Origin of the sequence: Marinicauda pacifica, assembly GCF_004793635.1 — a bacterium.
Classification (GTDB): Bacteria; Pseudomonadota; Alphaproteobacteria; order Caulobacterales; family Maricaulaceae; genus Marinicauda; species Marinicauda pacifica.
This window is the reverse complement of the sequence record NZ_SRXV01000001.1, coordinates 222,237-239,170: the sequence shown is the minus strand read 5'-3', so window position 1 is coordinate 239,170 and position 16,934 is coordinate 222,237. Positions and strand designations below refer to the sequence as shown.

Genomic DNA, 16,934 nt, shown 5'->3' with positions numbered 1-16,934 from the left:
TAGACAGCAACCGCACGCCGATTCGTCTGGAAGTCTGACCGGTTAAGGTTAACGCTCCTTTCGCTTGCGGCCGCCTCCTTTCGCAATCGACATGACGTAACCGATCACCTTGGCGACCGCCGTATAATGATCGACCGGGATCACCCCATCCAGCTCCGCCGTAGCATGCAGGGCACGCGCGAGCGGAGGATCCTCGACGATCGGGATGCCGTGCGCCTCGGCGATTTCACGAATCCTGAAGGCCACATCATCCACGCCCTTGGCGATGCAGATGGGCGCCGGCGTGCGACCCTGCTCATATTCCAGCGCCACGGCATAGTGGGTCGGGTTGGTGATCACGACGGCCGCGTTGGGCACATTGGCCATCATACGCCGCTGGGCGCGTTCGTGGCGAATCTGGCGCAGCTTTGCACGCACCATCGGATCGCCCTCGGTATCCTTCATCTCGTCGCGGATTTCCTTCCGGCTCATCTTGTTGCGTTCCATGAATTCATGGCGCTGGAAGAAAAAATCGCCGGCCGCAATGAGGCTGTAGACGGCAAGAGCGGCGAGCATCAGAAGGATGGCGTCGGTCCGAAGAAGGCTGAGCACGCCGACCAGTTCCATACCGGGCAGGGCCGCGAGTTCTCCGCGCCGGGGCCAAAGCACGACCGCGATCGCGACGGAGACCAGCCCCATCTTCCCGATACCCTTGAAGAAATTGACCCAGCCTTGCGGGCCGAACATGCGCTTGACGCCCTCGACCGGATTCAGCTTGGATAGCTTGGGTTCCAGCTTGGAGGGGGTGAACATCAGCCCCTGCTGCACCGTATTGCCCAGCACAGCGGCGACAATCAGCGCCATGAAGGCAAAGCCGACGACCGCACCGATGCGCAGCGCCGTGGCTGTCGCCAGATCAATCGCTTCGACCGGCGCAAGGCTGAGCTCGTGCGCGTTGGCCAGAAACAGGCTGAGAGAGTTTGCCATGCCCCGCGAGAGGCCGGGGCTCAGAACCGCGATAATCCCCAGCCCGGCCGCCAGAATGAACCAGCCGGGAATCTCCTGCGATTTGGGAACGTCGCCCTTCTCGCGTGCCTGGCGGAGTTTTCGCTCTGTTGGCTGCTCTGTCTTTTCTGACTTGTCTTCCTCGGACATGCCCGCCTCACATGAAGGTCACGGCAAAGCGCTCGAAGCGCTCAAGCCAGACAATTGCGATCGCACCGAGCGAAATCGCCAGGATGGCAAAGCCGATCAGGATGTTGAGCGGCATCGCGATGAAGAAAATCTGGGCCTGGGGCATCAATCGGGACAGCACGCCCAGCCCCAGATAGAAAATCAGACCGAAAACGATCAGCGGCGCGGAAATCTGAATGCCGATGGTGAACGCGTCGACGAACAGCGTCAGCGCCCACTCCGCCGCGTCCTCAAACATCGGCACCTGTCCGGCCGGCATGACCTGGTAGGAGGATGCAGCCGCCTGCAGCAGGAGGTGATGCAGGTTCGTGGCGAAGATCAGAACCAGGAAGGTCAGGTTCAGGAAAATGCCGGGAAGCGCCCCGCTCTGCCCGGCCGCCGGGTCGAAAGCCTGAGCCATGGCCAGACCGGTCTGATAGCCGATCACCTGACCGGCCACCGCCGCCGAGGCCAGGAAGAACCGCGCCGCCGCGCCGATCATGAGACCGATCAATGCTTCGACCGCGACCATCGCGGCGGCTGTCGCCTGGTCTGCTGGCATCTCCGGCAAGCTGGGCGCGATGGACGGCCCGATCGCGAAGGCGAAGGCGAGCGCGAAGGCCAGACGGATGCGCGGGGGGATGCCCGGCTCGCCAAAACCGGGAAGCAGCATCAAGACAGCGCCCAGCCGCGCGAAGATCAGCGCGGCGGCGAAGAGTGTCGTCTGAAGGTCGATGGCGGCGAGCATGACCCGCCTAGCCTGTGATGATTCTGTCGGCGACCGTTGTCATGAATGTCGACATCACCGCGCCCATGAGCGGCAGAAAGATCAGCAGCGCGATGAAGATGGCGATAATCTTCGGCACGAAGACGAGCGTCATCTCCTGGACCTGAGTCAGCGCCTGCAGCAAGGCGATCATGACGCCGACCACCAGGCCGACAATCATGACCGGAGCGGCCATGGCCAGCATGGTCCAGATCGCGTCGCGAGCGATGTCGATGACTTCCGCACCATTCATAGCGGTCCAGCCTTCTTTCCACGTGAGCCAACCCGGCAATTTTTGCCGCCCCCAACGTTAACGATCCCGGTTAACGAAGCTTGAAGGAAGATGAAAGCGCGCCCCGCGATCGGGATTTAACCTCGCGACCTGTCCATGATTTAATTCGTGCGTTGCGCCAGAGGCTTCTAGGATCACGCGCGACTCTGGGCCGGACAAACCGGGCCGATCACAATCGGGGAATAAATATGCTGAAATATCTTATGGGTGGCGTGGCTTCCGTCGCGCTTCTGGCTGCCGCGCCGCATGCGGCGATGGCGCTGACCACGACCGCGCTGCAGGCGACTGAGGCCGAGACGCCCGCCGCTGGCGAGCAGACCGAAACCGAGCGCCTGTATGCCTGGATGGACGAGGTCTTCCAGACCGAGCTGCAATATTCGCCGGAAAGCAAGACCCAGCTGGGCATCATTGACGAAGATTATGACGACTGGGGTCCGCGTGGCGACGAGGCGGCCGCAGCTGAACATGCGCGCAGGCAGGAATACCGGGCGGAGCTGATTGAGAACTTCGACCGCGACCTGCTCGATGAGGCGGGCAAGCTGTCCTACGACTTCCTGATCTATCAGGGGACCATGTCTGACCGCCTCTACCAGGTGCGCGAGAGCGGGTACGTGTTCTCGCCGATGGGTGATGCGGTGTCAGGCCTGACCACCTTCATGATCAATGCCCATCAGGTGCGTAACGAGGAACACGCCGAAGCCTATCTCAGCCGCCTCGCCGGCCTCGGCGAGATCGTGGACGACCTGGTCGAAGAAGCAGAAGAGCGTGCCGAAAACGGCGTGCGCCTGCCGCTCTTCGCCTATCCGCGCCTGACCGCCTCGGCCGAGCGTCAGATGTCGGGCGCTCCGTTCGACGATACCGATACCGACAGCGCGATCCTCGCCGATTTCCGCGGCAAGGTCGAAGCGCTGGACCTGAGCGAGGAAGACGGCGCGGCGATGATCGCGCGCGCCGAGGAGATCCTCCTCGACAGCTATCAGCCGGCTCTCCAGCGCTACGTCGCGTCCCTGGAAGAGATGGAGACACACGCCGACGAACGCGCGGGCATCTGGAAGAACCCCAACGGCGCGGAGTATTACGAAGCCCAGGTCGCCTTCTTCACCACGCGCGACGACCTGACGGCGCAGGACGTTCACGAAATCGGCCTTTCCGAAGTCGAACGCATCCAGAACGAGATGCGCGGCATCATGGAGCAGGTCGGGTTCGAGGGCGATCTTCAGGAGTTCTTCGAATTTTTGCGCACGGATGAGCAGTTCTACTATCCCGATACGGACGAAGGCCAGCAGGCCTATCTGGAACGCTCCACCGAGATCATCGACCAGGTCATGGAAGTGGCGCCGGAGTATTTCGACACGCTGCCGGAAGCCGACCTGGAAGTGCGTGCGGTGGAGGAGTGGCGCGAAGCCACGGCTACGGGCGCCTTCTACAACCAGCCAGCCCTGGATGGCTCGCGTCCGGGCTATTACTACGTCAACCTCTCCAACATGGCCGATAATCCGAACTACCTGATGGAGAGCCTCGCCTATCACGAGGGCGCACCGGGTCACCACTTCCAGATCGCCCTGGCGATGGAACTGGAAGACGTCCCGATGCTGCAGAAGCTCGCCTGGTATTCGGCCTATGGCGAGGGCTGGGCGCTCTATGCCGAGCATCTCGGCAAGGATATGGGCTTCTTCGAAGATCCGTACATGGACTTCGGCCGCCTCTCCTACGAGCTGTTCCGGGCGGTGCGCCTGGTGGTGGATACCGGGCTTCACGACCAGCGATGGACGCGTGAGGAAGCCATCGCCTACATGATGGAAAACACGCCCATGACCGAAGGCGACATCACGCCGGAAGTCGAACGCTACATCGTGTGGCCGGGTCAGGCGCTGTCCTACAAGATCGGCATGATGACCATCCTAGACCTGCGCGAGCAGGCCATGGAGCGTCTCGGCGACGATTTCGATTATGGCGGCTTCCATGATGCGGTGCTGACGGCAGGCACGATTCCGCTGCCGCTCCTGCGCACCCGGGTGGAAAGCTGGATCGCCAGCGTCGAAGCGGGCGAATAGGCCGGCCGACCACCCTTCTGACTGGCGAAAGGGCGCTCCATCCGGGGCGCCCTTTTTGCTGGCTCGATGATGGAGGCCTACTCGATGATGTGGTCGTCCAGATCCTCGTCGTCGACTTCGTCCTCGCCGACCAGCGTGCCATGCACGCCCGCACCTGCCTTGCGGGTGGAGTCCGGATCGCCCGTCTTCAGCGGATGCCAGTCATAGAGAGGGCGGCCTTCGTGAATGAGCCGGTACGCACAGGTCTGCGGCATCCAGGAAAGCGTGCCCACATTCTCCGGCGTCAGCTTCACACAACCAGGAACCCGGGTATGGCGATTGGCGTAGTCGCTGCATCGCACGGCTTTGAGATCCAGCAGCCGGCAACCTACATCGGTGCGCCAGATGCGTCCGCCGTCTTCGGGCGGATCCTGCAGCAGGACAATGCAGCACTTGCCGCACCCGTCGCAGAGCGATTCCCATTCCGCCTTCGTCATTTGCGAAAGCGTCTTGGTTTCGTAAAAGGGCGCGGTATCGGTCATGGCCTGAATTTAGCCGTGTTCGCTTGTTCTTTCAGAAGGTCCTGCAGGTCCTTCACAGATAGAGACGGGGACGATCATTAGCGATCATCAAGACAGGCGTGAACCCGCAAGGGGCATCTCGCGGAGCGTACTCCTGCGCGCCGGCCTCGGCACGGCACTGGGTGTGCTTGTGGTCGCGCTAATAAGCTTCGCCGTGTTCTGGCACTGGGCCTTCCATGACCTGCCCGACCTGCCGGAGGCCAACTCCGCCTTGTGGGATGTGCGCCGCGAACCGGCAGTCACAATTCTCGACCGCCAGGGCCGCGTGCTGACGGTGCGCGGACCGCGCTACGGCCAGGCGGTGACGCTGGACGAGCTGCCCGACCATGTGCCCCAGGCCTTTATCGCCATCGAGGACCAGCGCTTCTACGAGCATGACGGCGTGGACCAGCAGGGCACCCTGCGCGCGCTGGCCGTCAACCTGCGCGCCGGGGAGATCGAACAGGGCGGCTCGACCCTGACCATGCAGCTGATCAAGAACCTGATCCTGAGCCCGGACCGGACCGTGCGGCGCAAAGTGCAGGAGATGCGCCTTGCGCTGGCGCTCGAACGCCGGCTGAGCAAGCAGGAGATCCTCGAACTCTACTTAAACCGGGTCTATCTGGGCGAGCAGGCCTACGGAATCGAAGCCGCCAGCCAGCGCTATTTCGACAAGCCGGCAAGCGAGCTGACGCTGCAGCAGGCTGCGCTTCTGGCCGCGCTGCCCAAGGCGCCGAGCCGGCTGGCACCGACGGCCAATCTGGATGCAGCCCAGGCCCGGGCCCAGGACGTGCTTCAGGCCATGCTGGAACAGGGCTTCATCGACGAGATGACCTATCTGACGGCCGTATCGACCCCGGCCGAGCCCATCGCGGGCTCCGAGCTGGTCGCCGATCCGGCCATTTTCGGACATGCCTACGATGCCGCGGTCGCAGAGGTGACCGCCCTGCTCGGCGAGGAAGAGCTCGCGCCCGACCTGATCGTGCGCACGACCATCGACGCCGACCTGCAGCGCGCCGCTCACGCAGCCATCATGGAAACGATCAACGGCGCCGGCGCCGACCGCACCGCATCGCAAGCCGCGCTCGTCTCGATGACACCGGAAGGCGCGATCCGCGCGCTGGTCGGCGGGACCGATTACACCGAGAGCCAGTTCAACCGCGCGGTTCAGGCCGAGCGCCAACCGGGATCAGCCTTCAAACCCATCGTCTTCGCGGCCGCTCTTGAGGCCGGCTACGAGCCCTCCTCCGCATTCGAGGACGCGCCGGTTGATATCGACGGCTGGACACCGGAGAATTTCGGCGGCGGGTATCGCGGGCGCGTCACCATCGCAGACGCGCTGAAGCGCTCGATAAACACCGTGGCCGTGCAGGTGGGCGCCGCGATCGGCACCGGCCCCATCGTCGACATGGCCGAACGGCTGGGCATCGATACACCGCTCGCGGGGCATCCCTCCATCACGCTCGGCGCCGAGGAGGTCACACTGAAGGAGCTGACCGGCGCGTTTCTCGTCTTCGCCAACGATGGCGTGCGCCGTGCGCCCTACCTGGTCGAGGACGTGCGGACCTCGCGCGGGAGCGTGCTGTATCAACACGACCTGACCGAACGATCCACGGCCCTGTCGCAAGACACGGCGCGGGCGATGTCGACAATGCTGCAAGCGGTGGTTCGCGACGGGACGGGCACACGCGCCCAACTGGGCGCCCGTCCGGTGGCCGGCAAGACCGGCACGAGCCAGAACAGCCGCGATGCCTGGTTCGTTGGCTACACCGCCGACTTCGCAACCGGGGTCTGGGTCGGTAATGACGACGATACTGCCATGGCCAACGTGACCGGCGGCTCCCTGCCGGCGACGATCTGGCGCGACTTCATGTCCGAGGCGGAGGACGGGCTGCCGGTAACCGCGCTGAATGCACCCCCGCCGCGCCGCCGCAGCGAAAGCGAGGAACGCCTCGCCGCCTTCTACTCCGAGCTGTCTTCACGCTTCGATGCGTTGATCGAAGACCCGTCGGGCAATTGAAGCGCGGCGAGCATGGCCTTGAGATCGGACATCTCCCGGCGCAGCGCGCTGACTTCATCGATCAGCTGTTCGCGTTCGCCGTGGGCTGCCGCCTCGCGCTCGGTCTCGGCGTCAAAGTGCTTTGACTGGAGAGAATCCACGATCACCGCGATGAACATGTTGAGCACCGCGAAGCTGGTGATCACGATGAAGGCGACGAAGAATATCCAGGCATAGGGATGCTCGGCGATGACCGGGCGCGCCACCCCCATGGACCAGCTCTCCAGCGTCATGATCTGGAAGAGGGTGAAGGCGCTGGCGCCCAGATCCGCGAAGAATTCCGGGTGCGTGCCGGAGAACAGTTTCGCTCCCATGACCGACGCGACGTAGAAGACGAGCGCCAGCACCATCATGATCGCGCCCATGCCCGGAATGGCGCGTGCGAGTGCCTCCACCACGCCGCGCATCTCCGGCATGACCGAGAAGAGGCGGAACAGGCGCAGTACGCGCAGCGCCCGCAAGACACTGAGCGCGCCGGCGGCGGGGACGAGGGAGATCGCGACAACGACGAGATCGAACCAGTTCCAGCCAGAGCGGAAGAAGGCGCCGCGCAGAGCCACCATCTTCACGGCAAGCTCGGCCACGAAAATCCAGATGATGATCTTGTCGATCAGGACCAGGCCCTGCGAGACCGCGGCCGGTAACGGGTAGGTCGTCGCGCCCAGGATGATGGCGTTCACGATGATCAGCGTGATGATGGTGTTGCGAAAGCCCGCGCTTTCGACGAGCGCTTTGAGGCGCGAGCGAGGCTGAGCAGGCGCGGGCGTGTGGTTCGGCTTGGACGTCATTACGGGCTCGGCTCTTTGAGGAATTCGACGCGTTGGTTAGCGGGCGCGGCCGTCTCGATCAATCGCAATACGCCGCCATACTGGCGTATACCGACGGGAAACCTGTCCGCGCGCATTATGCTCTGATGGTCATCATCGCCGTTCTCTCTGCACTCGCCTTCGTCCAGTTGCCGCCCGAGGGGGCGGTCAACGAGGGCCATGAGCGCCGCGGCGGTGTCATCGCGCGTCTCGACGGCCTCCCCGCAGAGAGCTGGCAGGCCTGCGCGAGCGCGTGCAGCCTCAATCACGCGTGCGCCGCGTGGACCTGGCGCGTCGGTCATACGCAGCATCCTGCGCGCTGTGAGCATCACGCCAGCGCCCTCACCCCCCGCCGCCATCCCGGCGCCATCACGGGACTCTCCTCAAGGCTCGCAACGCAAATTGAAGCCGCCAGCGACCGGCTGCCAGATGCGCGCGAGCGTGAGGCGCTCAGGGCGCTTGGGCCGGCCGAGCCGGCTCGATCGACGCCTTCGCCGGAATTTGGCGAAATCGACCCGAATTAACCTTGCTCGCGCACCCTTTCTTTACCGGAAAGTCGCATCCTCAAGACGTTCTGGCCGGGTCGGGTGATTCATGACGATCGAAACGAGACTCGATAAGCTCAATGCCTTGGCACGCGAGCGATCATCGCAACGCCGCCGTGATTTGCTGCGCGAGGTGACCGATCTCTTCTTCGACGAACCCCCGTTGAGCGACACCCCCCTTCAGCGCCAGTTCGACGAGATACTGAGCGCCATAGCCACACAGACAGAGCTGGATGCCCGCGCCGAAATCGCCAACAAGTTTGCCGATTTCGACGGGGCGCCCCGGGGCCTCATTCTTCAGCTGGCTCGCGATGCGATTTCGGTGGCCGCGCCGATCCTGCAGCGGTCATCGGTTCTCAGTGAGGACGACCTGGTCAGCATCGTTCATGAGACAGGCCAGGATCACATGCGCGCCATCTCGGTTCGCGACACAGTGCCTGAGCCGGTGTCCAACGCCATTGTCGAACGTGGCGACGATACCACGGTGGCCAGTCTGGTCTCGAACGAGGGGGCGAAACTGTCCCGCTCGACCTTCGAGACCGTGGCGCAGCGCGCCGAGGCAAATCCTGAACTGCAAGCCCCCCTGGCCAAGCGCGAAGACACGCCGATCGACCTGCTCAACGATCTGATGAGCGTCGTCGAAACCAATCTGCGCGAAACGATCACCCGCCGGTTCGAAGGCCTCGACCCCGAAGTGGTCGAGGCTGCCCTTGCGGCATCCAAGAAGCGTCTGCAAGCGCGCCTGGAAGAAGACCAGGACATCGTCAAGGCGCGCAACATGATCATCCGCAAGAAGATGCGCGGCCAGCTCAACGGATCGTTTCTGGCAAGCCTGTTGCGCGACAAGCAGAGGACGGCGTTCTGCGTCGGCTTTGCCGAACTGTCCGGCGTCGACTATTTCGCCGCCAGACGCGCGCTCGAGCACCCCAGCGTCGACGGGCTTGCGCTGATCTGCAAAGCGGCCCGGATCGAAAAGCCGCTCTTCGTGACGCTCGCCGTGTTGCGCGAGGACACAAAAGCAGACCCCTTCACCGGCTCGCGCAAGCTGGGAGAGCTCTACGACGCGCTGACGGAAGAAGCGGCCGGGCGCGCCCTTCGCTTCATGCGGATGCGCCGCGACGCAGCCGCCTAGTCGTCAAACCGCGCCGGTTCGACGATCGCGCGTCCGATCGTATTGGTATCGGCGCCGAACCAGATCACTCCGTCCGGCGCATAATACTCCATATGGCGCACCGTGCCGCCGCCCGACGGGACTTCGGTATTGGACACGAAGGCTTCAGTCTCGGGATCAAAGCCGACGAAGGCGTTGGGCTGAACACCAGTTTCCACCAGCCAGAGGCGGCCTTCGCCGTCGCGCGCCATGCCATAGGGGCGCGAGCCCTCTCCCGAAGGCGTCAGCCAGTCGTTGACCTCTTGCGTGGCCGGATCGAATACGCCAACGCGCGATCCTGCGTAGTCGGTGTACCAGATGCGCCCGTCATCGGTGATGGCCAGACGGCGGGGCCGGCTCTCCTCGCGCGGCAGCTCATGTTCGGTCAGAGCCATCGTCCCGGGATCGATGCTGGCCAGCTTGTTCGTGCCAAGAAGCACGACCCAGACCGTACCGTCCTCTGCGATCTTGATTCCATAGGGGCGCGCATCGGGCGTCGGGACTTCGAGGGTCTCCACTGTGCGTTCTGATACGTCGAGCTTGCTGACCGTGTTGGCGCCCTGGCCGGTGAACCAGATATCGCCCTGCGCGTCGAAGATCATCGTGTGGGGATCTTCCGGATGGCCATCAGGCATCATCACCCGTTCGAACTCGCCCGTCTCGACATCGTAACGTCCGACATGAGCGGCGCGATTGGCCGCGTACCAGACTGCCTGGCCGTCCGGTTCGACGATCAGGTTATGCGGGCCGTCGCCGTCCTGCAGGTCGACCTTGGAGAATTCGGCCTCACTCACATCGAACGAGGCGATATAGTCGGTAACCTGGCCGACAAACCAGATCGTGTCTCCGTCCACGGTGTAAGGATCGCGCGGACGCGACGTCTCGTAGGGTACCGTCCATTCTTCGATGACGATCGTGCCGTCACCGGCTTCGGTGGCAAAGTCCTGCGCGACAGCGGGCGCGGCCAGGACGGGCAAGGCGGCAAGGGCGGTGAGACGCATGGCGATCTCCTGTCAGCTCGTGAATGGCGCAGAGTGTGCCACGAAAGACCGTTCTGCGTCACCTCGATCCAGGATTGAGCCCGGCCTAGTCGGAGTCGTTGTCCGGCTCGTCCCCGGCCTCGCTGGGGGTTTCGCGTCCGCGCATGTCGGGCAGCGCACTGTCCCGGCCGACATGCTTGCGCACGCTCGGCGGAACGAAAACCTCCGTGCCTTCATCCATGTAGATAGTGGTCGACGGGAAGGCGAACGCAGTCCCGGCCTCTTCCTCGACAATACGCTTGACCGCAAAGGCCAGCTCCTCCTTGACCCGCAGCCACTCGCCCCAGCTCGTGGTGTGGGTGAAGCAATAGAGCAGGAAATCGATGGACGACGCGCCGAAGCTGTCCACGTGCATGAAGGTCGACACTTCCGGCGGGTCGGCAAAATCGTCATTGGTCAGGATATAATCGAGCACGTGATCGCGGATGTATTTCAGCTGCTCGGTCGTCGTCTTGTACTCAACGCCGATGGACCATTTGATCCGGCGATGGGTCATGCGTGTGAAGTTCGTGACGGCATTGTCGGCCAGGAAGGAGTTCGGCACGTAAACCGGGCTCTTGTCGAACCGGCGTACCAGGGTCGAGCGGAAATTGATCTTCTCCACATGGCCTTCGACGATGCCGTCGACGAGGATCCACTCGCCGGGGAGAAAGCGCTTCTCGGTGAGAACCAGAAGGCCCGCGATGAGATTGCGGAACAGATCCTGCGCACCCAGGCCCACGGCGACGCCCAGCAGGCCTAGGCCCGCGACGATCGGCGCCACCGGGATGCCCCAGATCTCCAGCACCGCGCCAATACCCACGACCACGAACAGGATACGCAGTGCCTTGGCGAGCCAGTCGACCAGAACCGGCGTCAGCAGATTGCGAAGTCCGGTCAGCAGATAGCTGACGGGCAGGACCGCATTGTGCAGCGCCCAGAATATGGCCACGGCGATAAGGGACTGGACCAGACGCGTCCCTGGCCCGGCCCCATCGGGCCCTTGCAGCCCGACAATCTGCACGGCGATATAAACCCCGACGATGATCGGTATCAGGCGCAGCGGGTTCGAGATCGCGGCCAGGACCTTGTCGTCCAGCAGGGTCTGGGTCTGCTCGACCCGGTTCTTCAAGATCACATTGAGCACGCGGGTGAACAGACCCCGCACCGCAAATGCGATCATGATGACGAGAAGCGCGACCAGCGCGTCGCCGACATTCAGCCCGAGAAAGCTCGTATCCCAGACAAAGGCGACCTCGCCCCACAGATTGCGGGCCGTTTCGACGACCTGGCGGAAAACGCCGGACTGCGCACTCATCCGCGCCGCTCCTTGGCTTTCAGAAACTCGATATCAGGGTATTTTTCCTGGCTGTAGGAAATCTCCCAGGCCGACTTGGCCATGAAGACCAGCGCCCCGTCGATGTCTTCGGCTATCGCCGACTTGTGACGATCGATAAAGGCTTCAAGCTTGTCGTCCGGCCCGGTGATCCAGCGCGCCGTATCGTACGGGGCAGGCTCGAAGATGACGTCGATGCCGTACTCGGCGGCGACGCGTTCGGCCATTACGTCGATCTGCAGCGCGCCGACCGCACCCACGATGAAATCCCCGCCGACCTGCAGGCGGAAGAGCTGGGTCACGCCCTCCTCGGCCAGGCTTTCCAGCGCCTTCTTCAGGTGCTTGGCCTTGAGCGGATCCTTCAACCTCGCCCGGCGCAGCATCTCCGGGGCGAAATTCGGTATTCCGGCGACCTGCCACTTGCCGCTTTCCGAGAGCGTGTCGCCGACGCGCAGAACCCCATGGTTCGGGATGCCGATCACGTCGCCGGCATAGGCATTGTCGGCGATCTCGCGGTCCTGGGCGAAGAACAGGATCGGGTTGGACACCGTCATCGTCTTGCCCGCGTCGGTCTTCAGCTTCATGCCGCGCTTGAACGTGCCCGAGCACAGCCGCATGAACGCCACGCGGTCGCGGTGATTGGGATCCATGTTCGCCTGGATCTTGAACACGAAGCCGGCCACTTCCTTGTCACCGGGCTCCAGCTCCGGCTTGGACCCGCCGACCGCGGGCTGGGCCTCGGGTCCAGGTGCCACCTGGACCAGCGCGTCGAGCAGCTCGCGCACGCCGAACTGGCGCAGCGCCGAACCGAAATAGACCGGGGTGAGATGGCCCTCGCGATAGCTTCGCGCATTGAAATCGACACAGACCTCGCGCGCCAGCTCGACGCCTTCGGTGATTTCCTCGGTCTCGGCCGGCGACATGATCTCGTTCAGCGCGTCCGGTGTCAGCGCGAGACGATCTGACGCCTTTTCCGGGTCGGCGTCATCGCCGGGGCGCTCATACCGGATGAATTGCCCGGTCTGCAGGTCGGCGACCCCTTTAAAGCGCTGGCCCGAGCCGGAGGGCCACTGCATCGGCGCGGCATCGAGCGCCAGCTTGTCCTGGATGTCGTCGAGCAATTCGGACGGGTCGAGCGCCTCGCGGTCCATCTTGTTGATGAAGGTCAGGATCGGAATGTCGCGCAGGCGGCAGACCTCGACCAGTTTCAGCGTGCGCGGCTCCACGCCTTTGGCCGCATCCAGGACCATGATGGCGCTGTCGGCCGCGGTGAGCGTGCGGTAGGTGTCCTCGGAGAAGTCCTCGTGGCCCGGCGTGTCAAGCAGGTTGAACAACAGACCCTTGTATTCATAGGTCATGACCGAGGCGCTGACCGAAATGCCCCGCTCGCGCTCGATCTTCATCCAGTCCGATTGCGTGCGCCGGTTCTGACCGCGCGCCTTGACCTGACCGGCGAGCCGGATCGCCCCGGCGGCGAGGAGGATGTTTTCCGTCAGCGTGGTCTTGCCCGCGTCCGGGTGGGAGATGATGGCGAATGTCCGCCGGCGCGCCCATTCCGCGCCGTTAGCCGCATCGGTCATGAAGGGTCCTGGAAGGTTTTCGGGTCTGACCGTGCGGACTAGCCGAGCAAGCCTGAAAGGGCAAGCCGGACGGGGAGTGAGAGTCCGCGCTCAAAGGCCGGCCAGGCGACTCCTACTCCTATCACGACTATCACAGACCCTCGCCACCGCTTCGAGGCCGGACGAGTGCGTGGACGGTGAGAAAGAGCGCGGATCGGGAGAGTATATGCGCACCTGGCAAGGGCAGGGATAAGCGTGAAGTCCCGGGGATTCCGCCCGCCTACGCCTGCATTCTCTGAGGGGCGTGATCCCAGACGGCGCTGTTGGTGGCGCGCGGGGTCAGCTTGCCGCCCTGCTGCAGCTCGCGCAGCTGGACAAGCGTGACCAGGGAGACGGCGGCCAGACGCACCTGAACGTCCTGGGGACCACGGGCGGCGGTCGGCCGCACAGCGAGAACCGCGTTCGCCTCACCCGTCTTCCAGGCCAGCATCGCGGCCAGGAAATGGGCCTTGTCCGGCCGGTTCTGTGCCAGGTCCGGATCGTCGAAAATGGTCTCGCGCAACAGCTTGATGGTCTTGGCGACGCCCAGATTGAAAAGCTGGGCCTCGCTGAGCGGGCTCCGTGCGGCCAGGGCTGTCGCCCGGGGCTCTGCGACGTCGAAAACCACTTCGTTAAACAGGAAGAGCATGAATGTGCCGTCCGTGCCGATCATTCGAATTCGTTTCAGGTCGGCCCAGTATTGCCGGATGCGCGTTAAGACTTCTCAAGCGGCTCGGTAAGGAAATGTCGACCATAACGGTCCTCGACCTCGACGACCCACAGGTCGGGGTCGTCCTCCAGCCGGCGCCGGGCGTAGTCGTCCGCGCGGACCTCGGCCAGAGGCCCCTCGCCCAACGGCTGGCTCCACACACGCTGACCTGAAAAATCTGTAACCGGCACAAACAGATGCGCCGTGCGGTCGGGCATGGACACCTTGACCAGAACCGCTCCGGCATCCGGATCGCCGCGCTGGGCGACATAGACCGACGCGCCCGCCCCCTCGGCACGCCAGCGCAGGGCGTCGACCCAGAATTGCGTCTTCAGTTCATTCATTCGGCTTGATGGCAAAGCAATTGCTTAATAAAGTCCTAACCAGAGGGGAATGTTTCATGTCGATACGCTTTGTTCTGACGTGCGTCGTGGCGTTGGCTTGCGCCTGTCTGTCGCTGTCCGCAATTGCTCACGCGGAGGACTTGCGTGCCGCCCGCTCGGAGGAACACGCCCTCAGCTCCCTGGCCGCACAAAGCAGCGTGACGCTGAACGAGACGTCCGGCCTTGCCCGTATCAGCTTCGACATCGCGCCTGGCGCCCGGGCCGAGGCGGTCGAACTCGTCCTTGTCGCGCGCCCGGTCAGCCCTCAGTCCGGCGGGCGCCTGCAGGTCTCGGTCAATCGCGGCCGCAGCGTCACCCTCGCTCCGCAGCCGGAAAATTTCGAGGCCCGCTTTGCGCTTTACGCTGACTCGCTGCGCGAGGGAAGAAATACGTTGAACCTGAACTTCGACGCGGCTGGCGAGGACGGCTGGGTCATCGATGCCGAAGCCAGCCGGCTGCGCGTTTCCGTTGCCCCGGCAGCGGGTTATTCCAGCCTTTCCGATGTCGAGGCCGCCCTGGGCGCCGACTTCGCCGCGCCGCGCCGCATCTTCATCGATGCCGGTCAGGCCGGGACGCAGGCTGTCCCCGTTTCGGCCCTTACGGCCCAGGGGCTCGCGCTGCGTATGGGTGAGGCCCCGATTCTGGTCAGCGAACGCAGTGTCGCGGAACTGACCGTTCGCGCGGTCGCCGACCCGGCCGCCGCGACGCCGGCCGTAACCCTGACCGGCGAAGACGAAATCCAGCTCAGCGCCACCGATTCCGCTGCCCTGATTGCGGCCGCGCGCCTGTTCGCCGCGCGCTCCATGGATGGCCAGGATCGCCGCTTCGGCGCCGCGCAGGCACTCTCCGCCGCGCGCCTGGTCCGCGACACCGGCTTTGAAACAACGGGCGCCAATGCGGATCTGGAGACCCTGGCGGGGTTCGGCGCTCCTTTCGGCGCGGAGCAGGGCATCGCCACCGCCGTCGTCTTCACCGATACCGATCCGCAGGCGCGACTGGCTGCCCTGGCCGTCGTGGGCCGTGCGGCCATCGCCTCGGGCTCGGCCTGGATTTATGGCTGGTTCGGCGAGGACATCGACGCCGCGCCGGCGAGCCATCACCGGATGGTGCTTGGCCCGCTGTCCACCATGGACAGCCGCCTGCTCGCCGCGGCTCCTGCAGAAATGCGCGCGGCCACGGATGCGGCACGCGCGCGCCTGCCGCGCCAGCGCCGCCATTTCGGCTCGACCGCCTATGCCGACGACACGGTCGGCCCGCTGGCCGAGATCGCCGGGATCGCCGCTATCTATGAAGACACGTCCGGACAGACCGTGGCCATCATCACCTCGCCGGACGGGGCCGACTTTGCCCGCGCGGCCCGGCGCCTGGCCCGGTCTTCCCTGTGGAACGGCATGGAAGGCCAGGCGGTCCTGTGGGACGCCTCGGCCGTAACGGCCTTCGGTCCCACCACCGGCCCCGCCTTTTCGCGTGAAGCCTTCGTCGTCTTCCTGCGCGACAATGATCGCTACGTGGCGCTGGGCGCGTTCTCTCTGGCGATGTTGCTGCTGCTGAGCGGCAGCGCTGTAAACCGGTCAGCAAGCCGACGTGTGTAAGACTGACGGACATGTGGATGTCCGTCAGCTCTCTCGCCCTTGTTCTCGGTGCCAGCGATCCCTCCGGGGGCGCCGCGCTTGAGGCGACCTTTATCGGTCGCGCGCGCGCCATTGCCGCCGATGAAGCCTGCGACCTGTTCGATGAGAACCAGCGTACCGCGCTGCAATCGGGCCTGAGCCAGGCACGGCGGGATCTGCGCCGGGCCGGCTATGATGGCGGTGACATCGACGCGGCCCTCGCGCGCGTGCGCACCGACCGGCAGCTGGCAGACTGTTCCAGCGAGGGCGTCACCGCGCTCGCCGAGGATTATCGCAGCGCCTATGCCGGCTATGCGCGCCAGCCCTCCCTGAGTTTCGAAGGCCCCCGCCATCGCTGGACCGCCGACCGGACCGAATACGATTTCGTGCACTGGCCGCTGGTACAAAAGATCGACGGCGGGCATTTCGGCCGGGCGGTTCTTTCCGGTCCGCGCGACGAGACGCGCCAGGTCGAGCCGGCGGTCGTGCTGGAAGGCCAATCGGACGCGGTCAGCGCAATGCTGGTCCTGCGCGATACGGCCAAGCGCGCCGAGGTCTATGACCGCACGCTGGGCGGGCTCTACGCCCTGCCAGACGGTGAAGAGCTGGCCCGCTACAGCGCGCCGTCCCATGCCGAGCGGAGAATCTTCGCGTCCGGGCGCATCGATCCGGCGCAGGCGCGGGTGCTGAATGCGGGCGAACGCGGCAACGATTTGCCCGAGGCCTACGGCTTCCGATTCCCCGAAAGCGCGCTGACCGCGCTGGCCGGACTGGAGCCGGAGGAAGCGGCGGCCATCGAGCTTGTCGACAATCGCGGCCGCGTCATCGACCGTGTCTGGGTGGAGGCAGGCCAGCTTCAGGCCGCGCTGGATTTTGCCAGCGTGCCCTACGAGTCCATCACCGCATCGCGCTAGGG

16 protein-coding genes are annotated in these 16,934 nt (G+C 64.5%); 6 read left to right on the top strand and 10 right to left on the bottom strand.

The window, feature by feature from the left end; all coding sequences use genetic code 11:
- Positions 1–48: 48 nt before the first annotated feature.
- Genes flhB through fliQ form a run of 3 tightly spaced genes read right to left on the bottom strand, consistent with a single transcriptional unit; the run spans position 49 to position 2,171 of the window.
- On the bottom strand, positions 49–1,134 hold the full coding sequence (gene flhB, locus E5162_RS01260; RefSeq protein WP_135943140.1) for a flagellar biosynthesis protein FlhB: 1,086 nt from the start codon (positions 1,132–1,134) through the stop codon (positions 49–51).
- Between the two features lie 7 nt (positions 1,135–1,141).
- Positions 1,142–1,900 carry a flagellar biosynthetic protein FliR gene (fliR, locus tag E5162_RS01255; RefSeq protein WP_135943139.1) on the bottom strand — a complete coding sequence of 253 codons (759 nt, stop codon included), beginning with the start codon at positions 1,898–1,900 and terminating at the stop codon, positions 1,142–1,144.
- Between the two features lie 7 nt (positions 1,901–1,907).
- A complete protein-coding gene (fliQ, locus tag E5162_RS01250; RefSeq protein WP_135943138.1) occupies positions 1,908–2,171 on the bottom strand; it encodes a flagellar biosynthesis protein FliQ in 264 nt (87 codons plus the stop codon).
- A 227-nt stretch (positions 2,172–2,398) separates the two neighbouring features.
- Here fliQ and E5162_RS01245 point away from each other — a divergent pair, with 227 nt between their 5' ends.
- Complete coding sequence (locus E5162_RS01245; RefSeq protein ID WP_135943137.1) at positions 2,399–4,264, top strand: DUF885 domain-containing protein; 1,866 nt, start codon at positions 2,399–2,401, stop codon at positions 4,262–4,264.
- 77 nt (positions 4,265–4,341) lie between these two features.
- Here E5162_RS01245 and E5162_RS01240 read toward each other — a convergent pair whose 3' ends face one another.
- Entirely contained in the window at positions 4,342–4,785 is a 444-nt protein-coding gene (locus E5162_RS01240; RefSeq protein WP_135943136.1) for a YcgN family cysteine cluster protein, read from the bottom strand.
- A gap of 193 nt (positions 4,786–4,978) precedes the next feature.
- Here E5162_RS01240 and E5162_RS01235 point away from each other — a divergent pair, with 193 nt between their 5' ends.
- A complete protein-coding gene (locus E5162_RS01235; RefSeq protein WP_233342115.1) occupies positions 4,979–6,823 on the top strand; it encodes a transglycosylase domain-containing protein in 1,845 nt (614 codons plus the stop codon).
- On the opposite strand, the gene E5162_RS01230 is transcribed toward E5162_RS01235, so the two are convergent.
- Positions 6,766–7,650, bottom strand: a complete 885-nt coding sequence (locus tag E5162_RS01230; protein ID WP_135943134.1) for an ion transporter — start codon at positions 7,648–7,650, stop codon at positions 6,766–6,768. The genes E5162_RS01235 and E5162_RS01230 overlap by 58 nt on opposite strands.
- Positions 7,651–7,682: 32 nt before the next feature.
- Here E5162_RS01230 and E5162_RS01225 point away from each other — a divergent pair, with 32 nt between their 5' ends.
- On the top strand, positions 7,683–8,192 hold the full coding sequence (locus tag E5162_RS01225) for a PAN domain-containing protein (protein WP_135943133.1): 510 nt from the start codon (positions 7,683–7,685) through the stop codon (positions 8,190–8,192).
- Positions 8,193–8,262: 70 nt separating this feature from the next.
- Positions 8,263–9,345 carry a DUF2336 domain-containing protein gene (locus E5162_RS01220; RefSeq protein WP_135943132.1) on the top strand — a complete coding sequence of 361 codons (1,083 nt, stop codon included), beginning with the start codon at positions 8,263–8,265 and terminating at the stop codon, positions 9,343–9,345.
- Here the strand turns inward: E5162_RS01220 and E5162_RS01215 are convergent.
- The 5 genes from E5162_RS01215 to E5162_RS01195 form a co-directional block, all read right to left on the bottom strand.
- Entirely contained in the window at positions 9,342–10,364 is a 1,023-nt protein-coding gene (locus E5162_RS01215) for a Vgb family protein (protein ID WP_135943131.1), read from the bottom strand. The two genes, E5162_RS01220 and E5162_RS01215, sit on opposite strands and share 4 nt — an antisense overlap.
- 85 nt (positions 10,365–10,449) lie before the next feature.
- Complete coding sequence (locus tag E5162_RS01210) at positions 10,450–11,700, bottom strand: mechanosensitive ion channel family protein (protein WP_135943130.1); 1,251 nt, start codon at positions 11,698–11,700, stop codon at positions 10,450–10,452.
- Positions 11,697–13,298 (bottom strand): peptide chain release factor 3, encoded by a 1,602-nt coding sequence (locus tag E5162_RS01205; RefSeq protein ID WP_135943129.1) that lies wholly within the window; start codon positions 13,296–13,298, stop codon positions 11,697–11,699. Before E5162_RS01205 ends, E5162_RS01210 begins: the two co-directional genes overlap by 4 nt.
- Positions 13,299–13,557: 259 nt before the next feature.
- Positions 13,558–13,989, bottom strand: a complete 432-nt coding sequence (locus E5162_RS01200) for a hypothetical protein (RefSeq protein ID WP_135943128.1) — start codon at positions 13,987–13,989, stop codon at positions 13,558–13,560.
- Between the two features lie 41 nt (positions 13,990–14,030).
- Positions 14,031–14,369 carry a DUF1491 family protein gene (locus E5162_RS01195; RefSeq protein WP_135943127.1) on the bottom strand — a complete coding sequence of 113 codons (339 nt, stop codon included), beginning with the start codon at positions 14,367–14,369 and terminating at the stop codon, positions 14,031–14,033.
- A gap of 56 nt (positions 14,370–14,425) precedes the next feature.
- Here E5162_RS01195 and E5162_RS01190 point away from each other — a divergent pair, with 56 nt between their 5' ends.
- Positions 14,426–16,000 (top strand): hypothetical protein, encoded by a 1,575-nt coding sequence (locus tag E5162_RS01190; protein ID WP_135943126.1) that lies wholly within the window; start codon positions 14,426–14,428, stop codon positions 15,998–16,000.
- Positions 16,001–16,017: 17 nt separating this feature from the next.
- On the top strand, positions 16,018–16,932 hold the full coding sequence (locus E5162_RS01185) for a hypothetical protein (RefSeq protein WP_135943125.1): 915 nt from the start codon (positions 16,018–16,020) through the stop codon (positions 16,930–16,932).
- The last annotated feature ends 2 nt before the right edge of the window (positions 16,933–16,934 follow it).